The sequence below is a fragment of the Pseudomonas sp. BT76 TE3572 genome (genome assembly GCF_050435365.1).
GTDB lineage: Bacteria > Pseudomonadota > Gammaproteobacteria > Pseudomonadales > Pseudomonadaceae > Aquipseudomonas > Aquipseudomonas fluorescens_W.
Window position 1 is genome coordinate 2888150 of sequence record NZ_JBNDKE010000001.1, and the last position, 15510, is coordinate 2903659.

At 50.9% G+C, this 15510-nt stretch carries 13 protein-coding genes; 8 read left to right on the top strand and 5 right to left on the bottom strand.

The window, feature by feature from the left end:
• Positions 1–647: 647 nt before the first annotated feature.
• On the bottom strand, positions 648–2603 hold the full coding sequence (gene acs / locus ABH912_RS13265; RefSeq protein ID WP_429510856.1) for an acetate--CoA ligase: 1956 nt from the start codon (positions 2601–2603) through the stop codon (positions 648–650).
• 413 nt (positions 2604–3016) lie between these two features.
• Here acs and ABH912_RS13270 point away from each other — a divergent pair, with 413 nt between their 5' ends.
• The 3 genes from ABH912_RS13270 to ABH912_RS13280 all read left to right on the top strand — a co-directional run bounded on the left by ABH912_RS13270 (position 3017) and on the right by ABH912_RS13280 (position 5513).
• Positions 3017–3280, top strand: coding sequence for a DUF2790 domain-containing protein (locus tag ABH912_RS13270; RefSeq protein ID WP_008145979.1), 264 nt, complete (start codon positions 3017–3019; stop codon positions 3278–3280).
• Positions 3281–3468: 188 nt separating this feature from the next.
• Positions 3469–3744: a hypothetical protein gene (locus tag ABH912_RS13275; protein WP_429510857.1), complete on the top strand. Its 276-nt coding sequence runs from the start codon at positions 3469–3471 to the stop codon at positions 3742–3744.
• A 518-nt stretch (positions 3745–4262) separates the two neighbouring features.
• Positions 4263–5513 carry a ribonucleotide-diphosphate reductase subunit beta gene (locus ABH912_RS13280; protein ID WP_008034875.1) on the top strand — a complete coding sequence of 417 codons (1251 nt, stop codon included), beginning with the start codon at positions 4263–4265 and terminating at the stop codon, positions 5511–5513.
• A gap of 147 nt (positions 5514–5660) precedes the next feature.
• On the opposite strand, the gene ABH912_RS13285 is transcribed toward ABH912_RS13280, so the two are convergent.
• Genes ABH912_RS13285 through ABH912_RS13295 form a run of 3 tightly spaced genes read right to left on the bottom strand, consistent with a single transcriptional unit; the run spans position 5661 to position 10121 of the window.
• Complete coding sequence (locus tag ABH912_RS13285; protein ID WP_429510858.1) at positions 5661–6584, bottom strand: hypothetical protein; 924 nt, start codon at positions 6582–6584, stop codon at positions 5661–5663.
• The gene (locus tag ABH912_RS13290) at positions 6584–8872 is read right to left on the bottom strand and encodes an ATP-binding protein (protein ID WP_429510859.1); all 2289 of its coding nucleotides are present in this window, start codon (positions 8870–8872) and stop codon (positions 6584–6586) included. The genes ABH912_RS13285 and ABH912_RS13290 overlap by 1 nt, the downstream gene beginning before the upstream one ends.
• On the bottom strand, positions 8856–10121 hold the full coding sequence (locus tag ABH912_RS13295; RefSeq protein ID WP_429510860.1) for a DNA cytosine methyltransferase: 1266 nt from the start codon (positions 10119–10121) through the stop codon (positions 8856–8858). The genes ABH912_RS13290 and ABH912_RS13295 overlap by 17 nt, the downstream gene beginning before the upstream one ends.
• 727 nt (positions 10122–10848) lie before the next feature.
• On the opposite strand from ABH912_RS13295, the gene ABH912_RS13300 reads away from it, so the two are divergent.
• From ABH912_RS13300 to ABH912_RS13315, 4 genes are all read left to right on the top strand, one after another.
• Entirely contained in the window at positions 10849–11382 is a 534-nt protein-coding gene (locus ABH912_RS13300; protein ID WP_429510861.1) for a BRO-N domain-containing protein, read from the top strand.
• A 121-nt stretch (positions 11383–11503) separates the two neighbouring features.
• On the top strand, positions 11504–12217 hold the full coding sequence (locus ABH912_RS13305) for an HNH endonuclease (RefSeq protein WP_429510862.1): 714 nt from the start codon (positions 11504–11506) through the stop codon (positions 12215–12217).
• 95 nt (positions 12218–12312) lie between these two features.
• Positions 12313–12729 (top strand): very short patch repair endonuclease, encoded by a 417-nt coding sequence (locus tag ABH912_RS13310; RefSeq protein ID WP_429513104.1) that lies wholly within the window; start codon positions 12313–12315, stop codon positions 12727–12729.
• A gap of 27 nt (positions 12730–12756) precedes the next feature.
• Positions 12757–13746 (top strand): hypothetical protein, encoded by a 990-nt coding sequence (locus ABH912_RS13315; RefSeq protein ID WP_429510863.1) that lies wholly within the window; start codon positions 12757–12759, stop codon positions 13744–13746.
• A gap of 6 nt (positions 13747–13752) precedes the next feature.
• On the opposite strand, the gene ABH912_RS13320 is transcribed toward ABH912_RS13315, so the two are convergent.
• Positions 13753–14568, bottom strand: coding sequence for a sulfite exporter TauE/SafE family protein (locus ABH912_RS13320; protein WP_429510864.1), 816 nt, complete (start codon positions 14566–14568; stop codon positions 13753–13755).
• Between the two features lie 111 nt (positions 14569–14679).
• On the opposite strand from ABH912_RS13320, the gene ABH912_RS13325 reads away from it, so the two are divergent.
• A complete protein-coding gene (locus tag ABH912_RS13325) occupies positions 14680–15447 on the top strand; it encodes an AraC family transcriptional regulator (RefSeq protein WP_429510865.1) in 768 nt (255 codons plus the stop codon).
• Positions 15448–15510: the final 63 nt, after the last annotated feature.

The window sequence follows — 15510 nt, forward strand, 5'->3', positions numbered from 1 at the left end:
ATGCGAATGAGTGGAACCGCAAAGCGGTGCTGCGTTGTAGGAATCGCGCGCTTTTTTCAACGCGAGCAACAACGAGCGAGTGATCGGCATTCTAACGACAGGCCCGAAGCCGATATTTCTTCAATGCGACAACTAATTACAGAAGCACCGAGAAAGCCACTTGGGCGCGTTGACAGCCTTGCAAATTCATGCAAGAGCAAAAGACAGTGAACCGATCTATGCTGCAAATTGCGGGCCTATTATTGGCAAACCCTTCTAATCCGGCAAGCGCAGCGTTGTGTCTTATTTTTAAAGCGGGCTATAGAGGCCGAATGACGGGGCTTTGCGTTTCCCAATGCCCCGTATCGGAACGAGCGGTTACACATTCAGTTACTTGAAGGGTGATGGGTAACAGTGGGAAATCACCTACAGGTGAAGCCGATAATTATTGGAAGTTGTTTATTTGGTGTCAGATAGATCGCCATCGCGAGCAGGCTCACTCCTACAGGGTTTTCGGGGGTGGCTCAGATTGCAGGCACACCTCAATTCCCTGTAGGAGTGAGCCTGCTCGCGATGAGGCCAGAACTGCCCACACAAAAACAACAGGCAATAAAAAGCCCCACCAGACTCATCACCTGGCGGGGCTTTGGCAACTCAAGAGCCGCTACTTACGCAACGTTCATGGTCTTGTGCGTATCAATCAAATGCTGCACCACACCCGGATCCGCCAAGGTGGAGATATCCCCCAACCCATCGTATTCGGCCGTAGCAATCTTGCGCAGAATCCGGCGCATGATTTTGCCCGAACGGGTTTTCGGCAAGCCCGGCGCCCATTGGATGACATCCGGCGAAGCAATCGGACCAATCTCTTTACGGACCCAGTTTTTCAGTTCCAGACGCAGTTGCTCGCTCGGCTCTTCGCCACCGATCAACGTGACATAGACATAAATGCCCTGCCCTTTGATGTCGTGCGGCACACCGACCACCGCCGCTTCGGCGACTTTCGGGTGGGCGACCATCGCGCTTTCAATCTCGGCGGTCCCCATGCGGTGGCCGGACACGTTGAGCACGTCATCCACGCGACCGGTAATCCAGTAGTAACCGTCTTCATCGCGACGCGCGCCGTCACCGGTGAAGTACATGCCACGGAAGGTCTTGAAGTAAGTATCGACGAAGCGGTCATGGTCGCCATACAGCGTGCGCGCCTGGCCTGGCCACGAATCGAGAATCACCAGGTTGCCCTCGGCAACGCCTTCGAGGATGTTGCCCAGGTTGTCCACCAGTGCCGGCACCACGCCGAAGAACGGACGTGCCGCCGAACCCGGCTTGAGGCCATGAGCGCCCGGCAGCGGGCTCATCATGTTGCCGCCGGTTTCGGTCTGCCACCAGGTGTCGACGATCGGGCAACGGGATTGGCCGACGTTCTTGTAGTACCAGTCCCACGCTTCCGGGTTGATCGGCTCACCGACCGAACCCAACAGACGCAAGCTGCTGCCATCAGCGCCTTCAACGGCGGCTTTGCCCGACGCCATCATCGCGCGGATCGCGGTTGGCGCGGTGTAGAGGATGTTGACCTTGTGCTTGTCGACGATCTTCGCCACCCGGGTGATGTCCGGATAGTTCGGCACGCCTTCGAACAGCACGGTGGTCGCGCCGTTGGCCAATGGGCCGTAGACGATATAAGTGTGGCCGGTGACCCAACCGACGTCGGCGGTGCACCAGTAGACTTCGCCTGGGCGGTAGTCGAACACGCGCTCATGGGTCATGGCGGCGTAAAGCAGGTAACCGCCAGTGGTGTGCTGTACACCCTTCGGCTTGCCGGTCGAACCGGAGGTATAAAGAATGAACAGCGCTTCTTCAGCGCCCATTTCTTTCGGCGCGCACACAGTGCCCGCTACTTTCATCAGGTCTTCGAACCAGATATCGCGATGCTGGTTCCACTTGATGTCGCCGCCGGTGCGCTTGCACACGATGACTTTCTGAATGCTGCTGGTTTCCGGATTGGTCAGCGCGTCGTCGACGTTGGACTTGAGCGGGACCTTCTTGCCGGCACGAACACCTTCATCAGCAGTGATCACCACTTTGGATTTGCAGTCGATGATCCGACCGGCCAGGGCTTCCGGGGAGAAACCACCGAACACCACCGAGTGAATCGCGCCGATCCGGGTACAGGCCAGCATGGCGACCACGGCTTCGGGAATCATCGGCATATAGATAGTCACCACGTCGCCGCGGTGCACATCCTGGCCACGCAGGGCGTTGGCGAACTTGCAGACTTGTTCGTGCAGCTCGCGATAGGTGATGTTGCGGCTTTCGGCTGGGTCATCCCCTTCCCAAATAATCGCGACTTGATCGCCGCGCTCGGCCAGATGACGGTCGAGGCAGTTGTAGGAAACGTTCAGGGTGCCGTCGGCGAACCATTTGATGTCGACGTGGTGATCGTCGAAGGAAGTCTGTTTCACCGTGGTGAAAGGCTTGATCCAGTCGAGGCGCTTGGCTTGCTCGCGCCAGAAGCCGTCCGGATTAACGACGGACTGCTGGTACATGGCCTTGTAGGTCGCCTCATCAGTCAGCGTGTTGGCCGCAACCTCGGGACGAACGGGATACAGAGAAGCCGCACTCATCTTTGTTACCTCGGTGGAATAGTTGTTTTTGTATGACCCAGTTGTAGCCGGGCCGGGCCTATAGAACCATTCGACGATGGTAGTAACAAGCCCCTACAAAATGTGGCTATACCTCGTCGAGATGCTCAAGAGCGGTGATTTCAGGGGCTTTGGGCATTTATGACATTGGCTTCATCAGCAAGCCAAAGGTCGCTTTTCGAGGATTGTTACAGGATCTGCCAATAGTGTTTATCAAAAGCACGCCTATATGAATGTAAACCCCACGCCTAAAATCAGCCTCGCCAACAAGGCAACGTGATTAACCAAGTTGCAGCCCCCACGAAGGCAGTTAATCCAAAACCAGTACTTAAGTTCTACACGCAACCCCAAAAAGGTTGCGTGACCCCATTCGACCTCTAAAAGGTAAATCTGAAATGAAAGCTTTATTAGTTCTGGCCCTCAGCAGCCTGTGCGCAACAGCCATGGCAGACGAGGTCCCGACTGATGTCGCGCAGCAGCAACCCGCCGTCGAGGAATACACTTACTCCACTCATCTGGACATCGCCAAAGTTATCTCCATGAGCGAAATCCCGAATGTGTGCGAAGTTGTTCCGGCGAAAATGGAATACGACGACTCCAAAGGCCAACGCCACATTCTGCGCTACAGCGTCATGGGTAACGGCTGCTCTAACGGCTAATCACCCGCTCTCACTCTCCCAAGGTTCGACCCACCCGCCCGCTATTAAGGCAGATGAAGCGCCGAACCTTATATATCGATAAAAACGATTGAATTAAGCGTTTATTTGCGCTTTTTAATCAAATTTACTGGCGTAGTATCAATTCCACACCCAAGGCACAAAACGCCAACGAACCTGGAGCCACTACCATGAAAACCAAACTGATCCTCGCCCTGACCCTCTCCGTCCTGGCCGCTAACACCTTCTCCGCTGATGGCTACGACCGCACTGGGTCGGCTGCTTACACCACGCAAGCGGCTGTCGCTTCTGACGGTTACGACCACACCGGTTCGGCGTCTTTTGCCTCCGATGGCTCCGACCACACAGGCGCTGCCAAGCTCGCTTCTGACGGTTTTGATCACACCGGCGCTGCCAAAGTCGCTGCCGATGGTGCGGACCACGTCGGTGCAGCGCGCCTCAGCTGATCATCGAGCGTGACTTTACAGCCCGACCTCGGTCGGGCTTAGTTGTGTCTGGAGCCATCGAAAACCGACTCAAAACACAACATGTAGTGAAAAAGGCGATTTTCTGGCTGTTTTTTGAACAAAAAAATTGCCCGCCAAAATTTATGAAAAAAAATCTGCACCCGTGACATCCAGCCAAAGCCCTGTAAACCCTCGCTCCGACCGAAAAACCCGCCTTCTCGTCCGCTCCATGCGCGGATTCGCCCCACCACGAGCGCAAAAATTTCCCTATAATGCCGCCTTAAACGGGCCTGCAATATTCCCTTACAGGGATAACAGCCAGTCTGAAGCCCACGCCGAAGTCTTCACCGATTTCTGCGCCCCTCAGAGGCTCTCGGAACCCCGTACAAAATTATGTTTATTTGCCTGCGTGTACCGCTGCAAAAAACGCTATCCAACGCGGCCAGTAAGGTCGTGTGAAAAACCAACCTATCAGTTTTCACACGGGCATCTGGCCCTCACGCAGGAGACGACACGTCATGCTGAGCTGGGACGAATTCGACAAAGAAGACAGCGGCGAAACCGTTGTAAAAGGCGCCAACGCTGGGCACGCAACTGAAGCCAACATGGACCGCCTCGACACCGCTGGCGGCGTCGCGGCTCAAGAAGCCCGCGCTGTAACCGCGTCCGACTCCGCCGCAATCGCCCGTGCAAAAGCTGCCCTGGACAACCTCGACATCGCCGAAGGCCTCGCCGAACTCGAAGGCGCCTCCGCCCGTGTGGCTGTCGACGAAAAGCGCATGATCAACTGCCGCGCCGACCTCAACCAACTCGTGCCATTCAAGTACGACTGGGCCTGGCAGAAGTACCTGGACGGTTGCGCAAACCACTGGATGCCGCAAGAAGTCAACATGACCGCCGACATCGCCCTCTGGAAAGACCCGGAAGGCCTGACCGACGACGAGCGCCGCATCGTCATGCGCAACCTCGGCTTCTTCTCCACCGCCGACTCCCTGGTTGCCAACAACCTGGTCCTGGCCGTGTACCGCCTGATCACCAACCCGGAATGCCGCCAGTACATCCTGCGCCAGGCGTTCGAAGAGGCGATCCACACTCACGCCTACCAGTACTGCATCGAATCGTTGGCCATGGATGAAGGCGAGATCTTCAACATGTACCACGAGATCCCATCGGTCGCGAAGAAAGCCACCTGGGGCCTGAAATACACCCGTTCGATCTCCGATCCGAAGTTCGAAACCGGCACCGTCGAAACCGACAAAGAGCTGCTGCGCAACCTGATCGCCTACTACTGCGTTCTGGAAGGCATCTTCTTCTACTGCGGCTTCACCCAGATCCTCTCCATGGGCCGCCGCAACAAAATGACCGGCGTCGCCGAGCAGTTCCAATACATCCTGCGCGACGAATCCATGCACCTGAACTTCGGCATCGACGTGATCAACCAGATCAAAATCGAAAACCCGCACTTGTGGGATGCTGAGATGAAGGAAGAAGCTTCGCAGATGATTCTGCAGGGCACTCAGCTGGAGATCGAATACGCGCGTGACACCATGCCTCGCGGCGTGTTGGGCATGAACGCGGCGATGATGGAGGACTACCTGAAGTTCATCGCTAACCGTCGTTTGAGCCAGATCGGTTTGAAGGAAGAGTATCCAGGGACGACTAACCCGTTCCCTTGGATGAGCGAGATTATGGACTTGAAGAAAGAGAAGAATTTCTTTGAGACTCGGGTTATTGAGTATCAGACTGGTGGGGCGCTTAGCTGGGATTGATCTTAAGCAACCCTAGCGATCTCCAATCTGATCGTGCAGTTGTAAAAAAGCCCTGACCATCCAGGGCTTTTTTATAAATCTTCGAAATTCAAATTATCTATCCACACTTAGATATTCTGAAGTCCAGGCCACTCAAAAATAGAAGAACTAGTCCTTATCAACCAAGGTCAAGATAGAATTTAGATTATCTTTGTGACTGCGTATTGCGATGAGAATCTCCTTAAGTTTTTGCACGTCCCAAGGCTTCTCGTTTCTACCAGTGAACACCAGAGCACCATTTACTTCCCTGTTCGCAACATGAGCCGCCTGAATTCTATATTGATTAATCTCATCGTTAAATCGCTTCAAAACCTCAGAACAATCCTCAGACAACCGATCTCCGATTCTATCTAAAACCTGAAGTATCAAATTCACTTTAATGTATAGATTCAAATCTTTAGAAACGAACCGATCTATTGGTCTGCTCGCCTGTTTGGCCAATGCATCAACGCCCATCTCAATGCTATCTTTGAGTCCTTCTACTGCAAGTCCTCTCAGCTCTTCCTCCGTCATGTAACGAGATTTTTTTACTATACGCAACAATATATCCGAGAGCAGTTCATCCATTTCACTTACGGACCCAACCACTATCCCCCGAAAATAGTTGGGATGGGCAAGCCGGTGAAAAGTAGGTTTTATGATGGAAAAAATATCATCTGCCAATGATACGCCCCTACTCACACAGAATACCCCATCGATATCTAACTCAAGCAATATTTCTCTAAGCTCACGAGGTTTCTTCGCGCTATAGAAAATGACTTCACCTTGAGAATATCTTCGCAACTTTGTGAGCAATGTTGCACCAGTTTCGTGCTGCTGACCTAAATCAAAATCAACCAAAATAATATCGTAATTACTATTTTTTCTTAACTCATCCAAAATAGGATTGATAGTCTCATTATCAAAAGATGATATTTTATTAGCGTGCAACTCCAAGCCATAAGGAGAGACTTTTCGATTAAGTTTGTGCTCAACAGCCTCTATATACTCGAGCTGATCATCAAACCAGAGCACTCTGTATTGGTTTTCCATTATTTATTAACCTTAATCAAAAACGCCGCCCCGGAAAGCTTTCCGCTAGCTACCGATATTGCACCCTTCAATGCTTGTAGAACTTCTGTAACGTGATACAAACCTAAGCCAGATCCGTCAGTGGTAGTAATGCCTTTCTCAAAAATTCGAGATACATCTTCGATATCTTGTGATATTCCATCACCATCATCTTCCACATGGATTTCCAATGTATTAGAAGACATCTGCCTTATATCAAACCGAATAATAGATGCATTAGCTTTCTTTGCATTCTCAATTAAATTATCAATCATAATTGATACTTCAATTGGAAAAAACTCCAACTCAAACAACTTTCCATCCGAGGAAACTTCAGCTTTTATACGCTGAATATAGATAGGACATATCTTCTCAATATATTCCACCAAGTACTTCGTAAAATCCTCGGTAATCTTACTTGAGTTCAACTTAAAGTTCGCAGATGTTGCAAATCTTGAAGCCGCGATAATTTTTTTGTTTAGAAGCAGTAGATTGCCAAGAGATTTTTCCAGCTCAACTCTATCAATTACATGACCGTCTCTAACGTCTGCAATACTTCCTTCGAGCCTATGATGAGCACTAATAGCGTAGATAATCACTTGATGATGCAAATTCTCAAGAGTCTCTTTATCACGGCTTTTCAGAGATGTAAGAAAAAGGTTTTTTGAACGCTCAGTTTCTAGCGCCTTTTTTGTCTTCGCTGCTAGCTTTTCAGCGACATGACGTGCCTCTCTCTCTCTTTCGGCGAAACGGATAGCTTCAGCCTCAGACTCTTGAAGCGCCTGAAACTTGTTAAAAGCCTCAAGCGCCCTAACTCGAAGAGAATCGTCTCCGGCTTTCATAGCTAATGCTGCCAGATCGTTCATGGCTCTAGGAAAGTCGGAAATGCTATCGCTTAAGATTCCGAAAAGGTCTTTATTAAAATACTCAACTTTAATATCGGGCACGCTGGTTAGTTTCGACAACACCTGCAAAGCTTTGGCTCTAGCTTCATGCCCCTCAAGAAATGAAGCGTCCTCTAGATCATGATCAAACTTAAACTTCCAGGTAACACCTACAACGTAATTTTCCAGTCGTAACAGGCACTTCCTTTTGAAGCACTCGAGTAATTCCTCATACGCACTTGTTTCAATCAAACCCTTATCACGGCTAGAGGACTCTTTAAACTTAGAGTCATCACCGTGAACATCTATCCGACCGAGCAAATCACGCGACCCTAGATACCGCGACGTACCTTGCTGCTTCCGTCTATCGATACCAAAAGTATCATCAGAATCATCTCCAACAGGGTAAACCCGGAATCCATTTTTAAACAAAAAAACTGAGCCAAAGTTAATTGACGATATACCCATCCGTCTTGCAAAAGTGCTTTTCGCAGATCTATTTAGATAAAAAAGATTACATTCAAAACCAGCGCCATCAAGCTCCAAATAAGGATTAGGCTCAGACACCTTATACAGCACCTCTCCCCTATCAATTAACTCGGACACAACCATACCATCGATAATCTTAGTCGAAAGCCAAGTAGTTTTTTTCTGAAGAGTTTCAAATATAAAATTCTGGACAGCACTATTTACTATCGCATTAGGTGGGAGTTCACCGTCAAAATCTGAAATCAACCTCTCATCTTCGGACAACTCTTCAATGCAGTGAAACTCAATACCAAAAGTCTCAGAGGTACTATTGAATGGATTTATTAGCTTCGACAAAGAACTTTTCAAACTTAAAATTCGATCCCGAGACCATTCATCTCTAAGCTCGTAAATTTTTAATACTGTACCAGTACCACTGGGAGGCTCCACAGCTTTAGGCAGTTTGAAAATCGCTAATCGATCATACTCAACTTGCACATCAACAAAATTCTCTACAGAAGAGTCTTCAAAATCTCCCCAATCAACCCTCACTCTAGATACGTAATCACCATCAAGCGCTCTAGACATCATAGAGAGCTTTACGCCAAGCCGGTCACATGAAAATCGACCCACTCCTTTACTTCCAGCATAACGCTGTGTTGCTCCATCATCCTCAGTACCGTCATTTTTCGCTGAATAAGCGACATAAAGCCATTTATGCTCAATATCCTCAAACGACATCCCCTTGCCATTATCAACGATATAAATACAATCGCTAAAAAAGTGTATATGCACCTTAGTGGCACGAGCGTCATATGAATTTTTAACTAATTCAAATATCGCAACATAATCATCAGTAATTAGATCTCTTCCGATAATAGACTTTAACTGCGGACTGACTTTAAAGTTCAGCTGCATTTTTCTTGTCCTTACAAAGACTAATATCGTCGAAAGCTGCTTTAATGACCTGAGCAATGGCTTCTGACAGAAGAGGAGGGACCGCATTACCTACTTGCGTATAGCGAGGACAATCAAGTTTCCTACGTGCCCCCCCTGTGGTGTATTTGCCTAGAAATTCAAACCAATCAGGGAAAGATTGCAACCTTGCGGATTCTCGAACTGTCAAAATCCTAGCTTCTGAATAATGAATTATGTCATCAGGCAAGGTCGTTACTGTCGGTGCGGGTTGATTCCTTCCAAGCACCGTAATTGCTTGTTTTTTTATACCAAGACTCTCTCGTACACTTTTTGATACCGAGCGCCCAGGAATTGATGCAATCTGTATTCTCTTAAAATTAACAATGGTATCAGGTGCATGCCTAGGCAATCGAAGACTGTTAGGCGCAAGATCACTCCCAGCCCTCATTAAAGACAAGTAATTAGATTTAACATCAGGTTCAACATAGTCAATTTGAGCAAATCCTGATCTATCGCCATCTACAGATGGTATTAGCCGCTTAGTTCCAATCTCCAAATCCGATAGAGCTTCAAATACAGAGGTGGGCCGATCGAGGTTAAGCTTCTTACTGGACAAAAATTGCTTTGAAGATCCGATCAAACTGTCAAACAATGGTTCAGCCAACTTCTTTAACGAACAAATTATCAAATATCTATGTCGATTTTGGGGAACGCCGAAATTTGAACAATTGACCAGTCCAGAACTCACCGAATATCCTAAACCTTCTAAACTATCGACAATAAACTCGGCGTACGAAGCCTTACTAAACTTGTCATTCAACTCATTGTTCTTAGTTTCGTTAAATCTTGAGGCGAATCCTGAGACGTTCTCAATCACAAGATAGGTGGGTCTTAGTATGCTAACCAGCTTTAGATATTGCTCTGCCATTTGATTGCGTGGATCAGATGGATTTCGCCTTCCAGCTGTCGAAAAACCTTGGCAAGGTGGGCCACCAACTAACAAATCAATCGTTCCAGATATTTCTGCGAGTTCAGTTGAGTACTCAGAGAGAAGTTCTTCACAACTCATTGCTTTTTGAGGAAGCCATTCCGGCCAATCAAATTGGAATTTTTTTCCATTTATCAAGTTATGCTGAAGGGTGGAAAATGCCATCGGATTTTTTTCGATAGCAAAGACGCCAGACATCCCAGCTTGCAGCAGCCCCAAGGAAAGACCACCACACCCCGCAAAAACGTCAATAAAACGCATCTTTACCTCGCCACCCATAATAGACATTCACACGCAACCGAAAATCAATTGAGATCAAGGATCTACGACCCAGAACTTCAACATAAAATAACTATGTAAACTGTGATGTATCCCCAAACCTAAAGATAACAACACCACTTTCAATAAACCGCCAAAAACAATCGAGAAGTTTATTCTTATGCGTCCCCATGAATTCTCACACTCCTTGTAGCAATCCTATGGTGCACAATATCTAAGGTAGGAATTTTCGCGAAGTCTCGCGGCTTTTTTCTCGAGACTTTGTCATCCATATCGAGCGGGCCAACGCTACTGCTTTGCCATCATTTTGTCTACAAGATAAGGAGACAAATTTAGAGGTTTCCTCGGCCGAAAATCGGCGAGTAAACGTATTGACCAGAGAGTGGAGAGCTCATAGTCTCTTGCCCATGGTGCCTAAGAAACACCTCACACAGCGGACTGACCGCACCCGACAGTAGCGGCTTTTTTGTGCCTACGGTTTCTCCGTGCGCATCAAAAAATCTCTGTTATGCCGGGAGTGGACTAATACAAGACCCGAAAGGGGAATATGTCCGGCCCTCTGTGTGGGGTTTCTTAACTCCCGGCACCCAGCCCTAAGAAAGCTGACATCACACAGAGGTAAAGGATATGCCTAAAAATCTCTACTTCTCTCCGAAGGTAATCTGCTTTAGCCGCGTCATCTTTGAGCTTCCATCTGCGGAGGCTTGCCATGATTGACCCCTACACCCCTACAATCTTCACCCGCCACAAGCTCCCCCTCCACGCCCTCCTTCTTGAAAACCAGCCATGGTTCTGCGCCCGCGATCTCGGTCGGTTAATGGGCTTCCATTTGAACGATCGTGTGGTCAGCAAACTGGACGAGGATCAGCGGCATACGTTGCTGATTGAGTGCCACGGCCAACCGGAGAAGCGGTTGATGCTCAGTGAGTCCGGCGTGTATGCGTTGTTGGTGTATCACTACGCGCCAGGGAACCGGTTGTTGCGTGAGTGGCTGACACATCAAGTGGTGACGGCCTTGCGCGATGCGGGACAGTCGAAGAACGCTGATCGACCGATGTTGAGCTTGTTGGATTGGCCGGAGATGTCGTTGAGTCTGTTGCATTGGCAGGATGAAGGCTGGATTCGGCTGCGTGACATGCCTTGTCTACTGTTAAATCGCACGCGGCGGCGGGTTCCGGTGGTTAAGCCTTGGTGGCGGAAGGTGGCAGAGGTATTTCAGTCTTCGAATCATTCAGTGGGTTAGTACCGTTACTCCTTTGTAGCGATCGATTGAACGTTGTGTCGGTTATTTCTGTAGGAATTTTCGTAGACAATCGTAATGGCCACTCAGTATCGTCCGAGGGTTTTCAACCCTCGGCGATCTTATGGATATTGAAACAAACAACACCGATTGGAGTGTCACCGAGCTCGAAGCAGCTGTTGACGCTTACCTGAAAATGTTGGAACTCGAAAAGATCGGGCAGAAATTCAACAAGGCCCAGGAAAACCGTACTCTGCGAGCAGGCGCCTTGGCTGGGCGCACCGAAAGCTCCATCGAGTTCCGGATGCTAAACATTTCAACTGTGCTGGAGCGGATGGGCAAAAAGCGCATCAATGGTTACAAGCCAGCACCTCATGTCGGTTCGAATGTCGAAAACTCAATTCGCGACGTCCTTGCCGGCCGAGGTATTTTGGCTGGCGACGAGTGCATTCCAACCGCTGATGACGAGACCCTGGAACGTCGCGCCATTGCGCTTCAAAAGCAAAAGATTAAGGAACCGCCGAAGGGCATCCTGAAACCGAAACGCGCGCCAAGCTTAGGTAAGGTGTATGTGCGTGATCCCGAGGTTAGGGCCTGGGTTCGAAACGAAGCAGAAGGCCAATGTGAAGCCTGCGATGAGCCAGCTCCGTTTCAAAAGCTTGGCCTGCCTTATCTAGAAGTTCACCATGTAAGGCCACTCGCCGAAAAAGGTTCGGATCGCATCACTAATGCCATAGCGCTGTGCCCGAACTGCCATCAGCGCTGTCATCATTCGAATGATAGGCACGATTACACAGAGTCGCTGTATTCGAAGATCGGTCGACTGATTCGAGAGTAGGCGGTCGAGCCGTTCTCCAGACTAACCTTGACCTAACGGCAACACCGTTAGCATGCTCTCCTAAGATGCAAGGCAGTCGAGAAGGCAAATCTGAAATGTGCGCTGACAGACTCACACCAGAACAACGCTCCAAAATCATGGCGCAGATAAAGGGCAAAAACACGAAACCAGAGATGGTTGTTCGATCCTTGTGCCATGCGATGGGGCTGCGCTTTCGGCTGCATCGAAGAGATCTGCCCGGAACACCCGATCTAGTGTTCCCCAAACATCATCTATGTCTGTTTGTTCACGGTTGTTTTTGGCATCAACACGGGTGCAAATATACGTCCACACCTAAAACCCGCCCCGATTACTGGGCAAAGAAGTTCGACATAAACACCAGTCGTGACGAGCGATGCATCAATCGATTAAAACTGATGGATTGGCGGGTGGATGTGATTTGGGAATGCGAGCTAAAAGACCTCGACCGCATCAAAGAAAAACTCCAAATGCTCACCACCCACCTCGACTAGACGCTTTACCAAAAGGACTTACCCCCAATGAAATTCGACCTCGCCTACTGCCTCAGCCTCGACGACAAGCTGTCGATCTATGACGTGCGCGATTTGAATTTCGACGAAACCATGGAGTTCGACTCCGCCAAGGAACACTTCCAATGCCCCAACGATGCCTGTCGTTTGGCGTTCGATGTGGCGAATGTGTTGACGACGTTCAACGCCAAGAACGTGAATTACGTGCGCACCCCGCACTTCAAGAACACGCCCAGCACCCGGCATGTGGTGGATTGTCCTTATGTCAGTCTCAAGGCGTCGGCGTCAGGTGTGGATGCGGACGGTGCGGAAACGGATGACAGTCGCGAGGAGCATTTTCCGTCGGAGTTGTTGCTGACGCGGCGTGAGTATGTGCGTAAGCCGTCGAACCCGGCGGTGGCCGATGATGTGAAGCGGGACGATCCGAAACCGCCTTCAGCGGCCAGTAATGTCGAACACCCGAGCCGCGAATCAGCACCGGACAAGACCAGTGTCTTCGCCCATCCGGTGGAGTGTTTTGTGTCGAACTTCGAGGACAAGGAGTTGCTCAAGCGCATGCCGCTGAAGATTGGCGAGCACACGGCGCCTTATGGGTCGTTCTTTAAGAAGATCGAATATCTGCAAGACAACAAGGGGCTGATTTACTGGGGCAAGATCAAGGAGATCAAGGATTACACGCAGAGCTTTCGCATCGATTTCGAACAGAAGGTCTGGTTCAAGCAAGCGGACGAGGCGAAGAAGAAGCCTTATTCAGTCAATGTTTACCTGAGCAAAAAGCTGATCGACAACTACCGCAAGCGCAAAGCGTTTCTGGAAGAGATCAAGCACGCCAGTGAGAGCGGGAAGGAGTTGTATTGCTTCTTTTATGGCGTGACGCCGGAGTTGAAGCAGGTGCCGAGCAAGAAAAACCCCGAGCAGACGTTCGGGGTGTTCAGTGCGAATATTGAGAACCTGGATCACTTCATCATTCGGGAAGCGCCGGGGTTGGAGGCGAAGTAACTGCGATTAACTCAGGCACAGGCTGATCATCACCACCACCAGCAAACCTACATACACCCGCGCATGGGATCGATCCGGTATCCGCCCAATCCACGGCGTAGCCAACCGAATCCCCACCAGCGACCCCACAGTCAACACCGCAAACGCCAGCACATCCACATAACCGACAAACCACGGCCCCAGATCAAACTCGGTGAAACCGGCCATGGCCATGTAAGTCAGCGTCCCGGCCAGCGCCACGGGCAAACTTAGCGGATTGGCCATGGACGTCGCCTGGGACATGCTCAACCCACAACGCCGCAATAACGGCACGGTCATGACGCTGCCGCCTACGCCGAGAAACGTGGCGATGGTGCCGATTCCTACACCGCCGCCAGACACTTCTGCCCTTCCCAACCGCCGTGGGATGACGGAATCGGACGCTGTGAGAAAGCCGCGTCGCAACAGGCAATCCGCTATGGTCACGCTCAGGTAGGCGATGAAGGCGTAGCGAATCACCTCGCCACTTGCCCACATCGCCGCTACGGCGCCGACTACCGCGCCCACGCCGATAAACCCGCCCAATGGCCACAGGTAATGACGAATGAGATTTCCCGCGCGGCGGTGTTTTCCGGTGGCGATCGTGGCGTTGACGATCATTACGCAGGTCGAGGTTGCCACAGCAATGTGCATCGCCGATTGGCTGACGGGGTCGTCTGTGCCGTGGCTGGTCATGAGTATGCGGTAGAGCAATGGCACGACGACGAAGCCGCCGCCGAAGCCGAACAGCACCGCGGTGATGCCGGTCATGCAGCCGAATAGTGCCAGCAGGAGATAGAACATTGCGCGTCGTCCGTTGGTTGAGAGCGGTCGACGATAGAGCGATGCGCCTTGGCCTGCTTCAGCAAGTCAGCCAATAATGTTCGCGTTTACGCCAACCGCTGGGACTGCTCGATGCGCAATGTTTCGATTGATCTGCTGGACTACACGCCACGGCCGGTGGTGGCCATCGGTACGGATTATTCCCACGGCCATTTGTTGCCTCGTCATACACATCGGCGAGCGCAATTGCTGTACGGCGCCACCGGGATGATGCAGGTCAGCACGCTCGACGGCAGTTGGGTGGTGCCGCCGCAGCGGGCGGTGTGGATTCCGCCGGGGGTGGCGCATGAGGTGCTGATGCTGGGGGTGAGCACGCGCAGTGTGTATATCGAGCCGGGGGCGGTGGATCTGGGGGATCGCTGCCAGGTGATCAGCGTTTCGCCATTGATGCGGCATTTGCTGATGGAGGCGGTGGAGATCCCGCTGGCGTATGACGAGCGCGGGCGCGACGGTACGCTGATCGGCTTGCTGCTGCATGAACTGGCGCGCAGCACTCACCTGCCGTTGCACATTCCGCTGCCCGTCGATGCGCGGCTGCTCGCGTTGTGCCAGGGCTTTGTGCAGCGGCCCGACGCTCATCAGTCGCCACAGCAATGGGCCGATCAGTTGCACATCAGCCTGCGTACGTTCAATCGCCTGTTCCGCCAACAGACAGGCCTGAGTTTCAGCCAATGGCGGCAGCGGGCCTGCGTGGTGCTGGCTCTGGCGCGGCTGGTGGTGGGCGAACCGGTGACGCGCATTGCCTTGGATTTTGGCTATGACAGCCCGGCGGCGTTCTCCACGATGTTCCGCCGCGTACTGGGACAGGCGCCAACGACCTGGCTGGACGGGACGAGATAGAACCGATCAAAAAATGAGTTTGATTCGGGCTCAAAACAACTGTACAAAAACACAGTATTTTTT

What these genes read in the sequence shown, in the direction of transcription:
- ABH912_RS13310 (WP_429513104.1), top strand. Translation starts at nt 12,313, where the DNA reads ATGTGCGCTGACAGACTCACACCAGAACAACGCTCCAAAATCATGGCG.
- ABH912_RS13275 (WP_429510857.1), top strand. Translation starts at nt 3,469, where the DNA reads ATGAAAACCAAACTGATCCTCGCCCTGACCCTCTCCGTCCTGGCCGCT.
- ABH912_RS13325 (WP_429510865.1), top strand. Translation starts at nt 14,680, where the DNA reads ATGCGCAATGTTTCGATTGATCTGCTGGACTACACGCCACGGCCGGTG.
- ABH912_RS13270 (WP_008145979.1), top strand. Translation starts at nt 3,017, where the DNA reads ATGAAAGCTTTATTAGTTCTGGCCCTCAGCAGCCTGTGCGCAACAGCC.
- ABH912_RS13320 (WP_429510864.1), bottom strand. Translation starts at nt 14,568, where the DNA reads ATGTTCTATCTCCTGCTGGCACTATTCGGCTGCATGACCGGCATCACC.
- ABH912_RS13305 (WP_429510862.1), top strand. Translation starts at nt 11,504, where the DNA reads ATGGATATTGAAACAAACAACACCGATTGGAGTGTCACCGAGCTCGAA.
- acs (WP_429510856.1), bottom strand. Translation starts at nt 2,603, where the DNA reads ATGAGTGCGGCTTCTCTGTATCCCGTTCGTCCCGAGGTTGCGGCCAAC.
- ABH912_RS13290 (WP_429510859.1), bottom strand. Translation starts at nt 8,872, where the DNA reads ATGCAGCTGAACTTTAAAGTCAGTCCGCAGTTAAAGTCTATTATCGGA.
- ABH912_RS13285 (WP_429510858.1), bottom strand. Translation starts at nt 6,584, where the DNA reads ATGGAAAACCAATACAGAGTGCTCTGGTTTGATGATCAGCTCGAGTAT.
- ABH912_RS13280 (WP_008034875.1), top strand. Translation starts at nt 4,263, where the DNA reads ATGCTGAGCTGGGACGAATTCGACAAAGAAGACAGCGGCGAAACCGTT.
- ABH912_RS13295 (WP_429510860.1), bottom strand. Translation starts at nt 10,121, where the DNA reads ATGCGTTTTATTGACGTTTTTGCGGGGTGTGGTGGTCTTTCCTTGGGG.
- ABH912_RS13300 (WP_429510861.1), top strand. Translation starts at nt 10,849, where the DNA reads ATGATTGACCCCTACACCCCTACAATCTTCACCCGCCACAAGCTCCCC.
- ABH912_RS13315 (WP_429510863.1), top strand. Translation starts at nt 12,757, where the DNA reads ATGAAATTCGACCTCGCCTACTGCCTCAGCCTCGACGACAAGCTGTCG.